This window comes from Selenomonas ruminantium subsp. lactilytica TAM6421, assembly GCF_000284095.1.
In the GTDB taxonomy this organism is placed as follows: Bacteria; Bacillota; Negativicutes; order Selenomonadales; family Selenomonadaceae; genus Selenomonas_A; species Selenomonas_A lactilytica.
In genome coordinates, this window is record NC_017068.1 from 1,043,837 (window position 1) to 1,058,725 (window position 14,889).

The 14,889-nt window shown below is 53.2% G+C and carries 13 protein-coding genes and 1 rRNA gene; 10 read left to right on the forward strand and 4 right to left on the reverse strand.

The window, feature by feature from the left end; genetic code table 11:
- Nucleotides 1-5 precede the first annotated feature (5 nt).
- The 8 genes from dhaM to SELR_RS05010 all read left to right on the forward strand — a co-directional run bounded on the left by dhaM (nt 6) and on the right by SELR_RS05010 (nt 6,758).
- On the forward strand, nt 6-389 hold the full coding sequence (gene dhaM, locus SELR_RS04975) for a dihydroxyacetone kinase phosphoryl donor subunit DhaM (RefSeq protein ID WP_014424110.1): 384 nt from the start codon (nt 6-8) through the stop codon (nt 387-389).
- Nucleotides 390-457: 68 nt separating this feature from the next.
- Nucleotides 458-1,369 (forward strand): DUF2156 domain-containing protein, encoded by a 912-nt coding sequence (locus SELR_RS04980; protein ID WP_041914273.1) that lies wholly within the window; start codon nt 458-460, stop codon nt 1,367-1,369.
- A 21-nt stretch (nt 1,370-1,390) separates the two neighbouring features.
- Complete coding sequence (locus SELR_RS04985) at nt 1,391-2,395, forward strand: PhoH family protein (protein WP_014424113.1); 1,005 nt, start codon at nt 1,391-1,393, stop codon at nt 2,393-2,395.
- Nucleotide 2,396: 1 nt separating this feature from the next.
- Nucleotides 2,397-2,861 (forward strand): rRNA maturation RNase YbeY, encoded by a 465-nt coding sequence (ybeY, locus tag SELR_RS04990; protein ID WP_014424114.1) that lies wholly within the window; start codon nt 2,397-2,399, stop codon nt 2,859-2,861.
- 29 nt (nt 2,862-2,890) lie between these two features.
- The gene (gene era, locus SELR_RS04995) at nt 2,891-3,790 is read left to right on the forward strand and encodes a GTPase Era (RefSeq protein WP_014424115.1); all 900 of its coding nucleotides are present in this window, start codon (nt 2,891-2,893) and stop codon (nt 3,788-3,790) included.
- Nucleotides 3,787-4,395: a DUF502 domain-containing protein gene (locus SELR_RS05000; RefSeq protein WP_014424116.1), complete on the forward strand. Its 609-nt coding sequence runs from the start codon at nt 3,787-3,789 to the stop codon at nt 4,393-4,395. The genes era and SELR_RS05000 overlap by 4 nt, the downstream gene beginning before the upstream one ends.
- The gene (gene recO / locus SELR_RS05005; RefSeq protein WP_014424117.1) at nt 4,395-5,126 is read left to right on the forward strand and encodes a DNA repair protein RecO; all 732 of its coding nucleotides are present in this window, start codon (nt 4,395-4,397) and stop codon (nt 5,124-5,126) included. Before SELR_RS05000 ends, recO begins: the two co-directional genes overlap by 1 nt.
- Before the next feature lie 147 nt (nt 5,127-5,273).
- A complete protein-coding gene (locus tag SELR_RS05010) occupies nt 5,274-6,758 on the forward strand; it encodes a class I adenylate-forming enzyme family protein (RefSeq protein WP_014424118.1) in 1,485 nt (494 codons plus the stop codon).
- Nucleotides 6,759-6,779: 21 nt separating this feature from the next.
- On the opposite strand, the gene SELR_RS05015 is transcribed toward SELR_RS05010, so the two are convergent.
- The 4 genes from SELR_RS05015 to SELR_RS05030 are packed head-to-tail and all read right to left on the reverse strand — an operon-like array spanning nt 6,780 to nt 12,390.
- Nucleotides 6,780-8,333 carry an amino acid ABC transporter ATP-binding/permease protein gene (locus SELR_RS05015; RefSeq protein WP_014424119.1) on the reverse strand — a complete coding sequence of 518 codons (1,554 nt, stop codon included), beginning with the start codon at nt 8,331-8,333 and terminating at the stop codon, nt 6,780-6,782.
- Nucleotides 8,333-9,976, reverse strand: coding sequence for a thiol reductant ABC exporter subunit CydD (gene cydD, locus SELR_RS05020; RefSeq protein WP_014424120.1), 1,644 nt, complete (start codon nt 9,974-9,976; stop codon nt 8,333-8,335). Before cydD ends, SELR_RS05015 begins: the two co-directional genes overlap by 1 nt.
- A gap of 27 nt (nt 9,977-10,003) precedes the next feature.
- Nucleotides 10,004-11,014 carry a cytochrome d ubiquinol oxidase subunit II gene (cydB, locus tag SELR_RS05025; protein ID WP_014424121.1) on the reverse strand — a complete coding sequence of 337 codons (1,011 nt, stop codon included), beginning with the start codon at nt 11,012-11,014 and terminating at the stop codon, nt 10,004-10,006.
- Nucleotides 11,014-12,390, reverse strand: coding sequence for a cytochrome ubiquinol oxidase subunit I (locus SELR_RS05030; protein ID WP_014424122.1), 1,377 nt, complete (start codon nt 12,388-12,390; stop codon nt 11,014-11,016). The genes cydB and SELR_RS05030 overlap by 1 nt, the downstream gene beginning before the upstream one ends.
- Nucleotides 12,391-12,557: 167 nt before the next feature.
- Between SELR_RS05030 and SELR_RS05035 the strand changes: the two genes are divergently transcribed.
- Nucleotides 12,558-12,788, forward strand: coding sequence for a hypothetical protein (locus SELR_RS05035; protein WP_014424123.1), 231 nt, complete (start codon nt 12,558-12,560; stop codon nt 12,786-12,788).
- A 436-nt stretch (nt 12,789-13,224) separates the two neighbouring features.
- Nucleotides 13,225-14,878, forward strand: a 16S ribosomal RNA gene (locus SELR_RS05040).
- The last annotated feature ends 11 nt before the right edge of the window (nt 14,879-14,889 follow it).

Here is a 14,889-nt window from a genome sequence, read left to right on the forward strand (position 1 = left end):
TCATTTTGGTAGGGATTGTTGTCGTATCCCATAATGTAAAGATTGCCGAAGGTATCAAAGAAATGGCCGAGATGATGGCCCATAATGTGCAGATTGCCGTGGCAGGAGGCCTCGAAGACGGCATCATGGGTACAAGTTATGAGAAAATAAGCGATGCGGTGGAAATGGTCTGCGGCCGTGATGGTGCGGTGGTGATCATGGACATGGGCAGCGCCATCATGACCACGGAGCTCGTGCTGGAAAACCTCAAGGACGATGCTGTACGCATGGCAGATTGTCCGCTTTTGGAAGGTACCATGCGGGCGGCTGTGGTGGCTGCCAATGGCGGTTCCCTTGAGGACGTGGTGGCTGCAGCTGAAGAAACCTGCGGTCAGAAGAAACTTGCGTGACCGAGATCACGGCCAAGTGTTGACAGGTCAGCTATAATTGATGATAGAGAGCTTTTTTCATTAGGAGGCTGAATATCATTAATTTTAAAGAACTAACGAAACAAGACAAAGATCTTCTCGATAAATATTATAGTAGTGGTTATTACGAGAATTCTCATTTTAATTTCACCAATCTCTTTATGTGGCGCAAGCCCTATCATGTAAAACATGCAGAACAAGGGGGCATCCTCTACTTGACCTGTGAATGGGAAGGGGTGCTCTATGCCCTGCAGCCGGTTTGCAGCCTGTCCCGCTGGGAGGAAGCAGTGGAAGCCCTGCGCGCTTATTTTGCTGAGCAGGGAGCGGTGCTGTATTTCACGGGAATTGAGAAAGCCTTTGCCGATTTCTTGGCGGAAAAATACGTCGGGAAGTTTGACATCCAGGCTGACCGGGATAATTTTGACTATGTCTATCTGGCGGATAAGCTCATTTCCCTGTCCGGGCGCAAGCTGCATTCCAAGAAGAATCACCTGAATGCGTTCCGGAAGCTCTATCCTGAGGCTGAATATCTGGAGATCACGCCGGAAATCCTGCCCGCCTGCAAGGTGGAGTTGGAAAAATGGTATGCGGCCCATATCGAGGCAATGCCGGAGTCGAAATTCATTCCCTGGGAACGGGATGCCATCCTGGAACTCTTCGCCGACTGGGATTACTTCAACCTGAAGGGCGGGGCGATTTGCCTCCATGGCAAGATCATTGCCTTTACCTTCGGGGAGCAGCTCAATTCTGATTCCGTGGTGGTGCATGTAGAAAAGGCCGACCCCAATATCCGCGGGGCATATCCTGCCATCAATCAGGGCTTTGTGGAACATGAATGGAGCGGCATGACCTATATCAACCGGGAGGAGGATATGGGGCAGGAAGGCCTGCGCAAGGCCAAGGAATCCTACAAGCCGGAAAAGATGATTGAAAAGTACAATGCGAAAGCAATCGCAGATTAACACTAGAGGTGAACAGATTTTTTGCAGCAGGCATTAGAACGGAAAATTATTTTTCAGGACAATCATGAAGCCTTCGCTCTTTTGGGTGAAGGCGATGAATTTTTACAGGTGTTTCGCAGCGAGTTTGACTGCCAATTCATCAGCCGGGGCACGCAGATCGAGATTCTCGGAGAGGGTGCTCAGGTGGAGATGGCAGCCAAGGTGCTGGAGGAACTCCTGTATCTCTATCGTCAGGGAACCACCATCACCATGCATGAGGTGCGTTATGGCATCGGTCTGGTCAAGGGCGGCAAGGGGGAAGCCCTGCATACCCTGTTCGGCGATACCATCCTGGTCACGGCCAGGGGCCGTCATGTGCGTCCTAAGACTTTGGGGCAGCGGCGGTATCTCGATACCATCCGCCATAATTCCATCACCTTCGGCATCGGCCCGGCCGGTACCGGCAAGACCTATCTGGCCGTGGTGATGGCAGTAGCAGCCCTGCGCAACCGCGAGGTGCGCAAGATCATCCTGACCCGTCCGGCTGTGGAAGCCGGGGAACGTCTGGGCTTTCTGCCCGGTGATCTGCAGGACAAGGTCGATCCGTATCTGCGTCCCCTTTATGATGCCCTGCAGGATATCTTAGGTCAGGATACCTATACAAAATTCATGGCCAAGGGCTTTATCGAGATTGCGCCGCTGGCCTATATGCGCGGCCGTACGCTGGAAGATGCCTTTATCATCTTGGACGAGGCCCAGAATACCACGGACAAGCAGATGAAGATGTTCCTGACGCGTCTGGGCTTTGGCTCCCGTATGGTAGTCACAGGTGACCTGGGACAGGTCGATCTTCCCAGAGGTGTCACTTCGGGCCTCAGAGAAGCGGCCAAGGTGCTGGAAAACGTCAAGGGTGTGGGCATCGTGCGGCTGGCACCGCTGGATGTGATCCGTCATGAAGTTGTCACCCGCATTGTAGAGGCCTATGGCGCTTATGAAGAGAAGCGCAAGGCCGAAAAAGAGAAAGAAAAGGCGAAACAGGAAAAGTAACATGGAAATCATCATCAGCAACGAACCGGAAGATTTACAGGTTCCGGAAGAATATATCGCAAATATCCGCAGGGCCATCGAAACGGTAGGCGAGCTTTATGGTGTGGAGAACAGCGAAGTCAGCGTGACACTCACCGACAACGAGCATATTCATGTGATCAATCGGGAATACCGCGGCGTTGACCGTCCTACGGATGTGATCTCCTTCGCCTTCAATGAGAGCGAGGAGCCGGAAGTAGTGGGCGGCAGCGAAGTGAACGTTTTGGGCGATCTGATCATATCGCTGGAACGGGCCGAAGAGCAGGCTGCCGATTACGGTCATAGTGTGCGTCGGGAAGTAGCCTTCCTGACCGTTCATGGCATGCTGCATCTTCTGGGCTATGACCATATGGAAGATGAGGAACGGGAAGAGATGGAAGCGGAACAGCGCTTCGTTATGGATAAATTGGGCATCAGCAGAGATTGAAAGATAAGAGATTTAGGAAAGAGGCATATATGGAGCAGAAGATGAAATCCGGCTTTATCGCCGTTATTGGCCGACCGAATGTGGGGAAGTCCACTTTGATCAATACCCTGATTGGGCAGAAAATCGCCATTATGAGCGATAAGCCCCAGACCACGCGCAACCGCATCCTGTGTATCCTGACACAGCCCGATGCGCAGATTGTCTTCCTCGACACCCCAGGCATCCATAAACCGAAACATAAGCTGGGCGAGTATATGGTCAAGGCTGCCGAAGGCACCCTGCGGGAAGTGGATGCGATTTTCTTCGTGGTGGATGCCACGGAAAAGATGGGCCCCGGCGAGCATTATATCCTGGAGCGCCTGCAGGCAACGAAACGTCCGGTCATCCTCGTGGTCAATAAACTGGATCTGATCGAACGGGAGCAGGCCCTGCCCATCATTTCCAACTACACCTCCAAATATGAGTTTGCCGGTGTGGTGCCCATTTCCGCCAAGGAGGAAATGAACCTCGACAGCCTGCTGACGGAGGCTAAGAAGTATCTGCCGGAGGGCCCGCAGTATTATCCGGAGGATATGGTCACTGACCAGCCGGAGCGTCTGATCGTGGCCGAACTCATCCGTGAGAAAGCACTGCAGCTCACACGGGACGAGATTCCCCACGCCATTGCTGTGGATGTGGACGAAATGACCACCCGCCCCAATGACGATGTCTATATCCGTGCCACCATCTATGTGGAGCGGGATTCCCAGAAGGGGATCGTGATTGGTGCCAAGGGTGCCATGCTCAAGGAAATCGGCGCTCTGGCCCGCACGGATATCCAGAATCTCCTGGGCTCCAAGGTATTCCTGGACCTCTGGGTAAAGGTCAAGAAGGATTGGCGTGACCGTGACGGTATCCTGCGCAATTTCGGCTTTGGTGACGAGCGATGAAGGAAAGCTGTTCGAAGCGGATTTCCCGCCGTTTTATCAATGGCCTGATCATTCTCGTGCCGCTGGCCATCACCATCTTCGTGGTGCTGGAAACGCTGAACTTTACGGAAGGGGTGCTGGGCAAGCACCTCCCGTTTTATTTTCCGGGCATGGGAATTGTCACCCTGCTGCTGGTCATCTATCTGACGGGGTGGGCTTCAACCTATTGGGCGGCTCGCCGACTGATTCATATTGGGGAGACATTGCTGGGCAAGATTCCTGTCATCAAGTTTATCTATAACAGCGTCAAGCATCTGTCCACGGCAGTATTCGAGTCCAATAATATGTTTGATCATGTGGTGCTGGTGCCCTTTCACCAGTCCCAGGCGTTGGGCTTTATCATGGCCGATGTGCCTCAGACCTTGAAGGACAAGCTCGGGGATGACTATGTCTGCGTTTTTGTGCCCTGGAGCCTTAACATGACCTCCGGGACCAATCTCTTTGTCAAAAAGAGTGATGTGACCTATTTGGATATCAGCAGCGAGTCGGCCCTGCAGTATATGCTGACAGCCGGTGCAGTCATGCCCAAACGCATCAGCGATGTGAAGCCAGAGGAGAATAAATAATGGGAAGCTACCAAACTGCCGCAGTAGTCTTAGGGTCCAGAAATTGGGGCGAAGCGGATAAGATGGTGACGCTCTTTACAGCAGACCGCGGCCTTGTAGAGGCCGCGGCTTTTGGCTGCCGCCGTCCGAGAAGTTCCCTGGCCGCCGGCATGCAGATGTTTTCCAGCATCGAGGTGCAGCTCTCCGAGGGCCGGCGGCTGGACACGGTGCGACAATGTACCCTGAAGCGTCACTATAAGAAGCTCACCGAGGATCTGGAGGTCATGGCCTATGGCAGTTTTGTGGCCGAATTCCTGCGGGAATTTTTACCGCCGGGGCAGGCCGAGCCCCATATGTTTGCCCGTCTTTTATACATCCTCGATTCTTTTGAGATGCGCAATCCCAGAGTGACGGCGTTGATGGCTGTGATCCAGCTGCTCGAATTCACCGGCATGCAGCTGCATTTTGAACACTGCGTCCATTGCGGGGCTGCAGTGAGCGATGACGCCCTGTTCAGCATGACTGCGGGCGGCGTTCTCTGCGAAGACTGCCGGGAGCCGGGGGCGCAGCCCTTGGCCGATGAATTGCGTCGCTTTATCCTGGCGCTCAGGGATTACAATTGGGAAAATCCGCAGGAACTCAAAGTGACCGGCAGCCTGCTGATGCAAGCGGAGCAATTGTTCCTGACCTATCTGCAGAATCTGCTGGGCAGGCCGCTGAAGTCATTGGCCTTTATCCAGCAATTGTCATGAAAAATTTGCTATGGTAACGCGGGCTATGCGTAAGTGAGCAATCATTTAGGCATAGCCCGTTTAAATTTTTTCTTTGACATTTTTTAGTACCTGGTATAAAATTAGTAACAGGTACTAATTTTTGTTTAGAGAGAAAAGAGTGATAAAATGCTTATCCATGATTTGATTTATCGGGGCGCACCGGATGATTTGGCAATTGTGGATCATGAACGTCGTTTTACGTATAGAGAGCTGCAGCTGGCGGTAAAAGCCTGCCGTGACCGTCTGGCGGCCAGCGGGGTCCATCAGGGTGACCGTGTCGGTATCTTCACGCGCAACAGTGCGGAGTTCATCTTTGCCTATATGGGTATCACTTCCCTGGGGGCAATCGCTGTTCCCCTGAATTTCCAGCTCAGCAATCGCGAGATTGCCTATATCATCAAAGATGCCGGCATCCGGCTGCTGCTGACCTATCAGCCGTTGAATCTGGTGGATTCTCTGGCGCAGCTGCGCTGTCAGCTCAGAGTGGTGCAGTATGATATCCGCACCATTGGCAAGGCCAAACCAGGTATCGAAGAGGCACCGGAACTGTCCGAGTTCTTCAGCGCGGATAATCCCTGCCAGATCATCTACACGTCAGGCACCACAGGCAACCCCAAGGGTGCAGTGATTTCCCATCACAATCTGCTGTTCAATGTAGGGCAGATTGCCTATATGGGCTGCAAGCCCGGGCATAAGGCGCTTTGCGTCCTGCCGATGTACCACTGCTATGGACTGACCTGTGCGGTATTTTATACGCTTAGTGTCGGCGCGGCCATCGTCATCCTCGATTCCTTCACGCCGCGGACGACGATCAGCACTATTCGCGAGGAAGGTGTCACCGACCTCTATCTGGTGCCGTCCATCTGCAGCCTGTTGACAAAACTCGGCACGCCGGAGGATATGAAAACGGTGCGCTTGGTGGTCAGCGCCGGCACGACCTTGCCGTTGAAGATCCAACAGGACTTTACGGAGAAGTTCGGCTTGGATATCAGCGAGGCCTATGGCCTTTCGGAAACATCGCCAATCGTCACCATGACACCGCTGGGGAAGACAAAGGTAGGTTCCTGCGGGCCGGTGGTGCCGGATCTGCAATGGAAACTTGTCAATGATCAAGGAGATGAGGTTCCACAGGGAGAATTGGGAGAGCTCGTCGTCAAAGGCGAGAATGTGATGCTGGGCTATTGGAATCTTCCTGATGTGACCTATGATGCCATGCGGGGCGGCTGGTTCCATACGGGTGATGTGGCCCGAGCCGATGAAGATGGCTATATCTACATCGTCGATCGCATCAAGGATATGATCATCAGCATGGGCGAGAATGTCTACCCGCGCGAAGTCGAAGAAGTAATCTATCAGTTCCCGGGTGTTCATGAGGCCGCTGTCATCGGCATCGAGGACAAACTCCGCGGCCAGGCAGGTGCCTGTTTCTACAGCGTCCACCCGGGAGCATCCGTCAATATTCGGGAACTCAAGCACTACCTGCAAAACAATCTGGCCCTCTACAAAATTCCCCGGGAGTTCCACATTATGGAAAAACTGCCCCGTACCTCTACGGGCAAGATTGCCAAGAAGGAGATTCTGGCGGAATTCCAGGCTGGGAAGATCGAATGATTTCTTAGGGGTCAATAGGCGTTAAGGCATTTTCATGATTTGTGAGAATCTATGCAGCTGTGGCAGGTCATGGGTAATCACGATTACGGTTTGACCGGTCAGATTTGACCGGTCAATTATATTGTCCAGAACCTTTTCGGCAGTTGACAGTTCAAGGCCGGCGGTGGGCTCGTCAAAGAGCAGGATGGGGGCAGAACTGACCAGAATCAGGGCCGTGATCAGGCGGTTGCGTTCGCCGCCGGAGAGAAAGCAGGCATTATCCCCTAAGGGTGTATCGATTCCCTGGGGGAGTTTTTTTATAAGGTTAGTCAGTTGGGCGGCTTGCAGAGCCGTTGACATGTCATTTTCACTGATGTCAGGGTGCAGGCGCAGGAAATTTTCACGGATGGACTGGCTGAAGAGATAACTGCCCTGCGGGATGGCGCAGATGGGGGCAGAATTGGCCTGACAATAACTGACGGAGCCGGCAGTGGGTTGCCAGAGACCGGCCAGCAGGTAAGCCAAGGTGGTCTTGCCGCTGCCGCTGTCGCCGATAATGGCCAGATGCTGGCCAGGGGCAAGGGCGAAATTCAGCTGCTGGAAGATATCTGTATCGTGGGGATAGTGGAAAGAAAGATTTTTGACGGTCAGCAAAGGGGCATCGTTGTCGGCCATGGTTTCTTTTCCTGTTGGTGATGACTGCAATGCCTGGGCGGCAAGGCGGGCTTCCTGGAAATGGCGAATGGCATGGGGGAGCTGGGGAAGTTCGTTGAAGAAGGCCAACAGGACCAAAAGCCATAGGGATAAGCCGATGCCATCGAGCATATCCTGCCGGACGTCATCAATCAGCAGGGCAAAGAGGCTGACAAAGATCAGCAGGCGCACAATGCCCAAACATAAATCAATCTGATCCTGCTGCTTTTGGCTATGCAAGAGTTCCCGTTGCCAGTTCAGCGCTGAACGATCAAGTTCGTTGCAGGCCAGGGGCAGGCTGCTGGTCATAAGGAGTTCATGGGAACTCTGGGCAAAATCCAGCAATTGATTGCGGTAGGCCTGGCTTTGGCGGCTTTTTTTAGACATAGGGAACCATAGCGGCAGCAGGTGGAGAACATAGAGCAAGGGGAGCAGCAGCACATAAAATTTCAGCAGCGGATAAAGACAGAACATCAGCAGTGCCAGCCCTAGAAGCAGGACGGCTGGTGGGAGCAGTCCGCGCAGCAGGAAATCCTGTACGATTTCACCATTGGTGAGTAAGGCATTTAGCATGGTGCCCTGCTTTGTCCTGTTTTGGGGCATGTTTGCCAGCTGGCTGGCGGTATCGTAGAGGCGCAGGCGCAGGTTTTCCACCAGCGCAAAGGCTTTTGCATGGGTGAAATAGCGTTCGCCATAGCGCAGGATTGCCCGGCCAATGCCCAAGGCCCGCACAGCGGTTATGCCAAAGGACAGGGCATAGAGAGGCGGCATCAGGGCTGCAGAGCTGATCAGCCAGGCGGCGGCGCCTAGCAGCCCCAGATTGGTGAGCAGGGCGCCAAGGCTGAGTGTCAGCAGCAGGCAGATTTCAAAGGGGCGCAGTATGGTGAAGATTTCTCTTAACATCAGTCGGCCTCCTTGGGCAAATAATCGTTAAGGTTGATGATCTTGTCGGCAATTTCCTGCAAAGCGGGATGATGGCTGCTGATGATCACGGTGCGCCGTTTGCCCAGCACAGAAATGGTTCGGATGATGCGTTTTTCTGTTTCTTCATCCAGACCGGTGGTGGGCTCGTCCAACAGCAGGATGGGATTGTTTTGCAGGATAAGCCGGGCCAGCCCCAGACGCTTCAGCTGGCCTTGGGAAAGTTTTTGCCCGCCGTCTCCCATCAGCGTGTTTAGTCCAGCGGGAAGGCTCATATAAAAATTTTCCAATTGGGCCAGCCGCAGGGCCTGCAGGCAGCGTTCATCCGGGGCATTTTGGAAGAGCAGCAGGTTTTGTGCCAGTGTTCCCTGATAGAGATGTGGCTCCTGGGGAAGCCAGCCAATCAGTTTGGCCCTGCTGTCCGGATGCATGGTAGGTAGGGGCTGGTCCTCCAGAAGAATCTGCCCGCTGTCAGGGGCATAGATTCCTGTCAATAAGGTCAGCAGGGTGCTTTTGCCGCAGCCGCTGTTGCCCGTGAGCAGGGTGATGCAGCCCGCCGGAAACTGCAGGGAAAGATGATTTAGAGCGGGGGTATGCCGCTGGGGATAGGTGAACTGGATATTCTTTATTGTTATAGCGGGCGGGATGAGCAGGCTTTCGTGATGGCCCTGGGGGGATGCTTCTGGAAAAGCTCCTAAAGCCTGCTCGATTTGGGCGGCCGCCGTGTTGTTGTTCATGGTCGCGTGAAAGGCCGTGCCGGTTTGGCGCAGGGGCTGGTAGAATTCCGGCAGCAGAAGCAGGATGAAGAAGCCGGTCTGGAAGGCGAGATCCCCCTGCAGCAGCCGCAGACCGATGGTTACGGCAATCAGGGCAATGGCCAGGGTGGTGATGAGTTCCAGCACAAAGCTGGCTAAAAAAGCAAGTTCCAGAACCTTGAGGGTGGCCGTGGAAAAATCGTGGAGCAATTTTTGGGCCGTCAGGCGCTGGGCTTTGTCCTGCCGAAATATCTTCAATAAAGGCAGGGTGCGAAGCAGTTCATGGAATCCTTGGGTGAGCCGGGTTAAGTTTTCCCAGGCGTGGGCACTGCGGTCTTTGGTCAGGCTGCTGAGCAGATAGAGCAGGAAGGGGGCAATGGGGATGGTCAGCAGGCAGATGGCGGCGCTGATGATATCGCTGCAGGCAAAGACAAGCAGCAGGAAAGGGATGGTGGTCAGCAGGGAAATCACAGCGGGAATGATGATCTGCCAATCGTCGTCCAATGCTTCCGCATTTTCGCAGGCCAAAGTCAGCAGGCGGGCGCTATGAGCAGATGTTTGAGGCTCCGAGAGGAGCTGGCGATGAATCCTTTGCCGCAGCTTATGGCGGACGCGTAATGATGCTCTATGTTGCAGCTGCTTTTGCAGGTAGCGGGTGATTTCCCAGAAAATGAGCAAGAAAAGCAGCACCAGTAAAACCGGTGCTGCCTGCATTAAATTTTTTTGTTCCAGAAAGACAGAATCCACGCACCAGGCCAGCGCGTTCATGGCGGCGGTGTAGAGCATGACGGCTGCCAGCTGCCAGCCGCCAAGGCCCAGTAAAGTTTTTTTGTGGTGATGGAGATAGAGTTTGAAGCGTGGTGGGATCATGGCTGCCTTTCTATGTCTTGAACGTAATCAATAATGGGCGGGATCATCCGCTGTTAAGCGTTTGCGGAAAATGTAGTAAGTCCAGATCTGGTAACAGAGGACGATGGGTACCAGGATGAAGGCGGCCACCGTCATGATGGACAGGGTGTACTCAGTAGAAGAAGCGTTGGTGATGGTCAGGCTCCAGTCCGGGTTGAGGCTCGATACCATGAGCCGGGGGAACATGCCGGCAAAGAAGCCGAAAGTCACGCTGGCAATGGCCAGCGCTCCCAGGATAAAGCTGTTTTTGCCGGGCTTTTTGGCAAAGAGACAGAGGCTCAGCAGGAAGAATACAGCTGTGGCCAGGAATAGAGCCAGCGAGCAGGGACGGGCCAGCAGGTCCGTATTTTCCATGGTGAGCAGCAGATAGAGCACATAGGCGATGACTGCTGAACCGCCGGCGCATTTGCCCAACCCCTGAATCCTGGAGAGCAGGCCTTTATCCACCAGCCGCAGCTGCAGGAAGGAGGCACCGTGATAGGCGAAGACCAGCACAAAGACAATGCCGCCGAGAATGGAATAGAGACTCAAAAGATTCAGGAAGTTGCCCTGATAGATCATATTGTGGGCAATCGGCAGGCCTGCGGCCAGATCCGTCACAGCCACGCCCCAGAGGAAAGCAGGAACGATACTGCCGATAAAGATGGCAGCATCCCACGTTTTCTGCCAGCAGGGGCATTTCTCCTTGGTGCGCAGCTCAAAGGCCACGCCTCGCAGGATCAGGGCCACCAGCATCAGGAACAGGGCCAGGTAGAAGGTGCTGAACATGGTGGCGTAGACATGGGGGAAGGCGGCAAAGAGAGCGCCGCCGGCGGTGATCATCCAGACTTCATTGCCGTCCCAGACGGGGCCGATGGTGCGCAGGATCAGACTGCGGTCTTCCGGGCGTTTGCTGACGAAAGGAAAGAGCATACCTACGCCATAGTCGAAGCCTTCCAGGAAGAAGAACCCCGTGAAGAGCACGGCAATCAGTATAAACCAAATAACCTGGTAATCCATTATGCGTCCCTCCCTTCAGAGGTGTCCACGGGAATGGAAGTTTTCCGGATAAAGCGTACCGCCACATAGAGGGCGGCGATAATCAGGACTAAGTAGAGCAGAGTGAAGCCAACCATGGTCAGGAAGACCTCCAGAACGGTCAGATTCGGTGAAACAGCATCGGCGGTCTTTTGCAAACCTACCACGATCCAGGGCTGGCGGCCGCCTTCGGCGATGAACCAGCCGGCGGTATTGGCCAGGAAGGGCAGGGGAAGGGCCAGAGGAACATATTTCAAGACCACGGACAGCAATTCCCGCATGTTCATTTTGATAAGAGTGAACACAAGGGCTGCCAGTGCCAACATGGCACCGCCGCAGCCAACCATCAGGCGGAAGCTCCAGAAGAGTCCGCAGACATCGGGGCGGTAATCTCCGTTGCCGTATTTGGCCACCATTTCTGCATTTACGGTGTTGATGCCTTTGACTTCGCCCTCGGGGCTGTTGTAGAGCATCAGGGAGAAGAGTGCCGGAATCTTGATCTCACAGGCATTTTTATGATTGTCCTGATCGATGACTGCCATGACGGCAAAGGGCGCCGGATTCTCATTTTCCCAAAGGGCTTCCATGGAAGCCAGCTTCATGGGATTGGCGGTGGCTAAGTATTGGGTGTGCATATGGCCGCTGCCCATAACGCCCAGCACGCCGATGCCCATATAGATGGCACCGGCCAGCAGAACCTGACGGAAAACTTCCTGCGAGGCCTTGTCATGGATATATTTCCAGGCAGATACGGCCAGAATCAGCATGCCGGCGGTGGAAATGCCGGAGAACAGGGCATGGGAGTACTCACCTACCACATAGGGATTGGTGACGAGGGCGAAAAAGTCATTCATCTCGGCCCGGCCATTCTGTACCACATAGCCCACGGGATGCTGCATGAAGGAGTTGGCCACGAGGATCCAGAAGGCGGACAGATTGCTGCCGATGGCAATAAGCCAGGCACAGAGGCAATGGGCTTTGGGGGACAGTTTATCCCAGCCAAACATCCAGATGCCCAGGAAGGTGGATTCCAGGAAGAAGGCTGTGAGTGCCTCAAGGGCCAGAGGTGCGCCGAAGATATCCCCCATAAAGCGTGAATACTCAGACCAGTTCATGCCGAAGTGGAATTCCTGCACGATACCGGTGACGACGCCCAGACTGAAGTTGATCAGAAAGAGTGTGCCAAAGAACTTCACAAGCTGACGGCATGGTTCCTTCCAGTGAGGCCGCTGCGTCCGCACATAGCAGGTCTCCAACAGAGCCACCCAGATGGTCAGCCCCAGTGTCAGCGGCACAAAGAGAAAGTGATAGATCGTCGTAATGGCAAATTGCCATCGCGACAAAAGCAAAGCCTCCATATAAATCCCTCCTAACATAATGCCAACTATAAATTCTTAGTGGGAATATTCGTGATTAACCCTATGAATCCTTTAATTTGGCAAGAAAAAATTGTATCAGGCAGCAGGTTTTGAGCAGAAAATCAAGAATATAGTCAGTGAAGATGACAAAGGAGGAGGGCAAATCTATGCATGATGTGAAACGGCCGGTGCGGGAGGCACTGCAGCAGCTGGAAAAGATGAAGATGCTGGAGAGCAGCTACGCAGAGGTAAATAAGTATCAGAGCATTATCAATCTATTCGCTAATCTGAGTTATGCCTGCGAACTGATGGCTGATGAGATCGGTGAGCGGACAGGACAAAGAACGGAAGAAGTCCTGGCGGAATATTATGAGCGCGCCGGAATCAATGTAGAATAAAGAATGCCCGCAAGCTGATTTATAGCTTGCGGTAATTTTTTGCAAAAAAGGTGTTGACAGAGTGGTCGAAGTCGTGTAATATAGTACAAGTCGCCGGGAGCGAGAGCAAAAATACAGTTCAGCAAGCCTTGACTGGCAAGGGGTTGTAACAGATTGCTTTCGAATTAAGACAAAAAAGAAAAATTAAAAAAGTTCTTGACAAGTCAAACCGGATACGATATGATAAATAAGTCGCTTGAAGCGACAGGCACTTCGAAAGAAGCGCTTCGCAAGATTGTTCTTTGAAAACTAAACAATGCAAAATAATCATGCAACATGATTAAGCCAGATGTTTGAAGAAGTTTTTACTTCTTAACAAAACATCGATTGGTATGAACAACATAGCAATCGGCAATTTCTTTTATAGATAATTAGAGCTTGATTAAGTTCTTCATATTTTATGGAGAGTTTGATCCTGGCTCAGGACGAACGCTGGCGGCGTGCTTAACACATGCAAGTCGAACGAGGCAGATTTTCAACACTGAGTACTTGATAAAGTCACTTCGAGCGTCATTGCGACGAAGTCGCAATTTCACTTTTATAAAGTGCTTAACTAAGAGTCGAGTATTGAGTGTTGAAAAGATGCCGAGTGGCAAACGGGTGAGTAACGCGTAGACAACCTGCCGCAAAGATGGGGACAACAGTCCGAAAGGACTGCTAATACCGAATGTTGTCAGATTCCCGCATGGGAGACTGATTAAAGATGGCCTCTACTTGTAAGCTATCGCTTTGCGATGGGTCTGCGTCTGATTAGCTAGTTGGTGGGGTAACGGCCTACCAAGGCGACGATCAGTAGCCGGTCTGAGAGGATGAACGGCCACATTGGAACTGAGACACGGTCCAGACTCCTACGGGAGGCAGCAGTGGGGAATCTTCCGCAATGGGCGAAAGCCTGACGGAGCAACGCCGCGTGAGTGAAGAAGGGTTTCGGCTCGTAAAGCTCTGTTGACGGGGACGAATGTGCGAAATGCGAATAGTTTTTCGCAATGACGGTACCCGTCGAGGAAGCCACGGCTAACTACGTGCCAGCAGCCGCGGTAATACGTAGGTGGCGAGCGTTGTCCGGAATTATTGGGCGTAAAGGGAGCGCAGGCGGGAAGGCAAGTCAGTCTTAAAAGTGCGGGGCTCAACCCCGTGATGGGATTGAAACTGTCTTTCTTGAGTGCAGGAGAGGAAAGCGGAATTCCTAGTGTAGCGGTGAAATGCGTAGATATTAGGAGGAACACCAGTGGCGAAGGCGGCTTTCTGGACTGTAACTGACGCTGAGGCTCGAAAGCGTGGGGAGCGAACAGGATTAGATACCCTGGTAGTCCACGCCGTAAACGATGAATGCTAGGTGTAGGAGGTATCGACCCCTTCTGTGCCGGAGTTAACGCAATAAGCATTCCGCCTGGGGAGTACGGTCGCAAGACTGAAACTCAAAGGAATTGACGGGGGCCCGCACAAGCGGTGGAGTATGTGGTTTAATTCGACGCAACGCGAAGAACCTTACCAGGGCTTGACATTGAGTGAAAGATCTAGAGATAGATCCCTCTCTTCGGAGACACGAAAACAGGTGGTGCATGGCTGTCGTCAGCTCGTGTCGTGAGATGTTGGGTTAAGTCCCGCAACGAGCGCAACCCCTATCATTTGTTGCCAGCACGTCAAGGTGGGAACTCAAATGAGACTGCCGCGGACAACGCGGAGGAAGGCGGGGATGACGTCAAGTCATCATGCCCCTTATGTCCTGGGCTACACACGTACTACAATGGGATGGACAGAGAGCAGCGAACCCGCGAGGGCAAGCGAACCCCATAAACCATCTCCCAGTTCGGATTGCAGGCTGCAACCCGCCTGCATGAAGTCGGAATCGCTAGTAATCGCTGGTCAGCATACAGCGGTGAATACGTTCCCGGGCCTTGTACACACCGCCCGTCACACCACGGAAGTCATTCACACCCGAAGCCGGTGGGCAAACCGCAAGGATGCAGCCGTCTAAGGTGGGGGCGATGACTGGGGTGAAGTCGTAACAAGGTAGCCGTATCGGAAGGTGCGGCTGGATCACCTCCTTTCTAAGGATTAC

Coding starts and splice junctions, on each gene's coding strand:
- ybeY (WP_014424114.1), top strand. CDS start 2,397: ATGGAAATCATCATCAGCAACGAACCGGAAGATTTACAGGTTCCGGAA.
- era (WP_014424115.1), top strand. CDS start 2,891: ATGGAGCAGAAGATGAAATCCGGCTTTATCGCCGTTATTGGCCGACCG.
- SELR_RS05000 (WP_014424116.1), top strand. CDS start 3,787: ATGAAGGAAAGCTGTTCGAAGCGGATTTCCCGCCGTTTTATCAATGGC.
- recO (WP_014424117.1), top strand. CDS start 4,395: ATGGGAAGCTACCAAACTGCCGCAGTAGTCTTAGGGTCCAGAAATTGG.
- SELR_RS05010 (WP_014424118.1), top strand. CDS start 5,274: ATGCTTATCCATGATTTGATTTATCGGGGCGCACCGGATGATTTGGCA.
- SELR_RS05015 (WP_014424119.1), bottom strand. CDS start 8,333: ATGTTAAGAGAAATCTTCACCATACTGCGCCCCTTTGAAATCTGCCTG.
- cydD (WP_014424120.1), bottom strand. CDS start 9,976: ATGATCCCACCACGCTTCAAACTCTATCTCCATCACCACAAAAAAACT.
- cydB (WP_014424121.1), bottom strand. CDS start 11,014: ATGGATTACCAGGTTATTTGGTTTATACTGATTGCCGTGCTCTTCACG.
- SELR_RS05030 (WP_014424122.1), bottom strand. CDS start 12,390: ATGGAGGCTTTGCTTTTGTCGCGATGGCAATTTGCCATTACGACGATC.
- SELR_RS05035 (WP_014424123.1), top strand. CDS start 12,558: ATGCATGATGTGAAACGGCCGGTGCGGGAGGCACTGCAGCAGCTGGAA.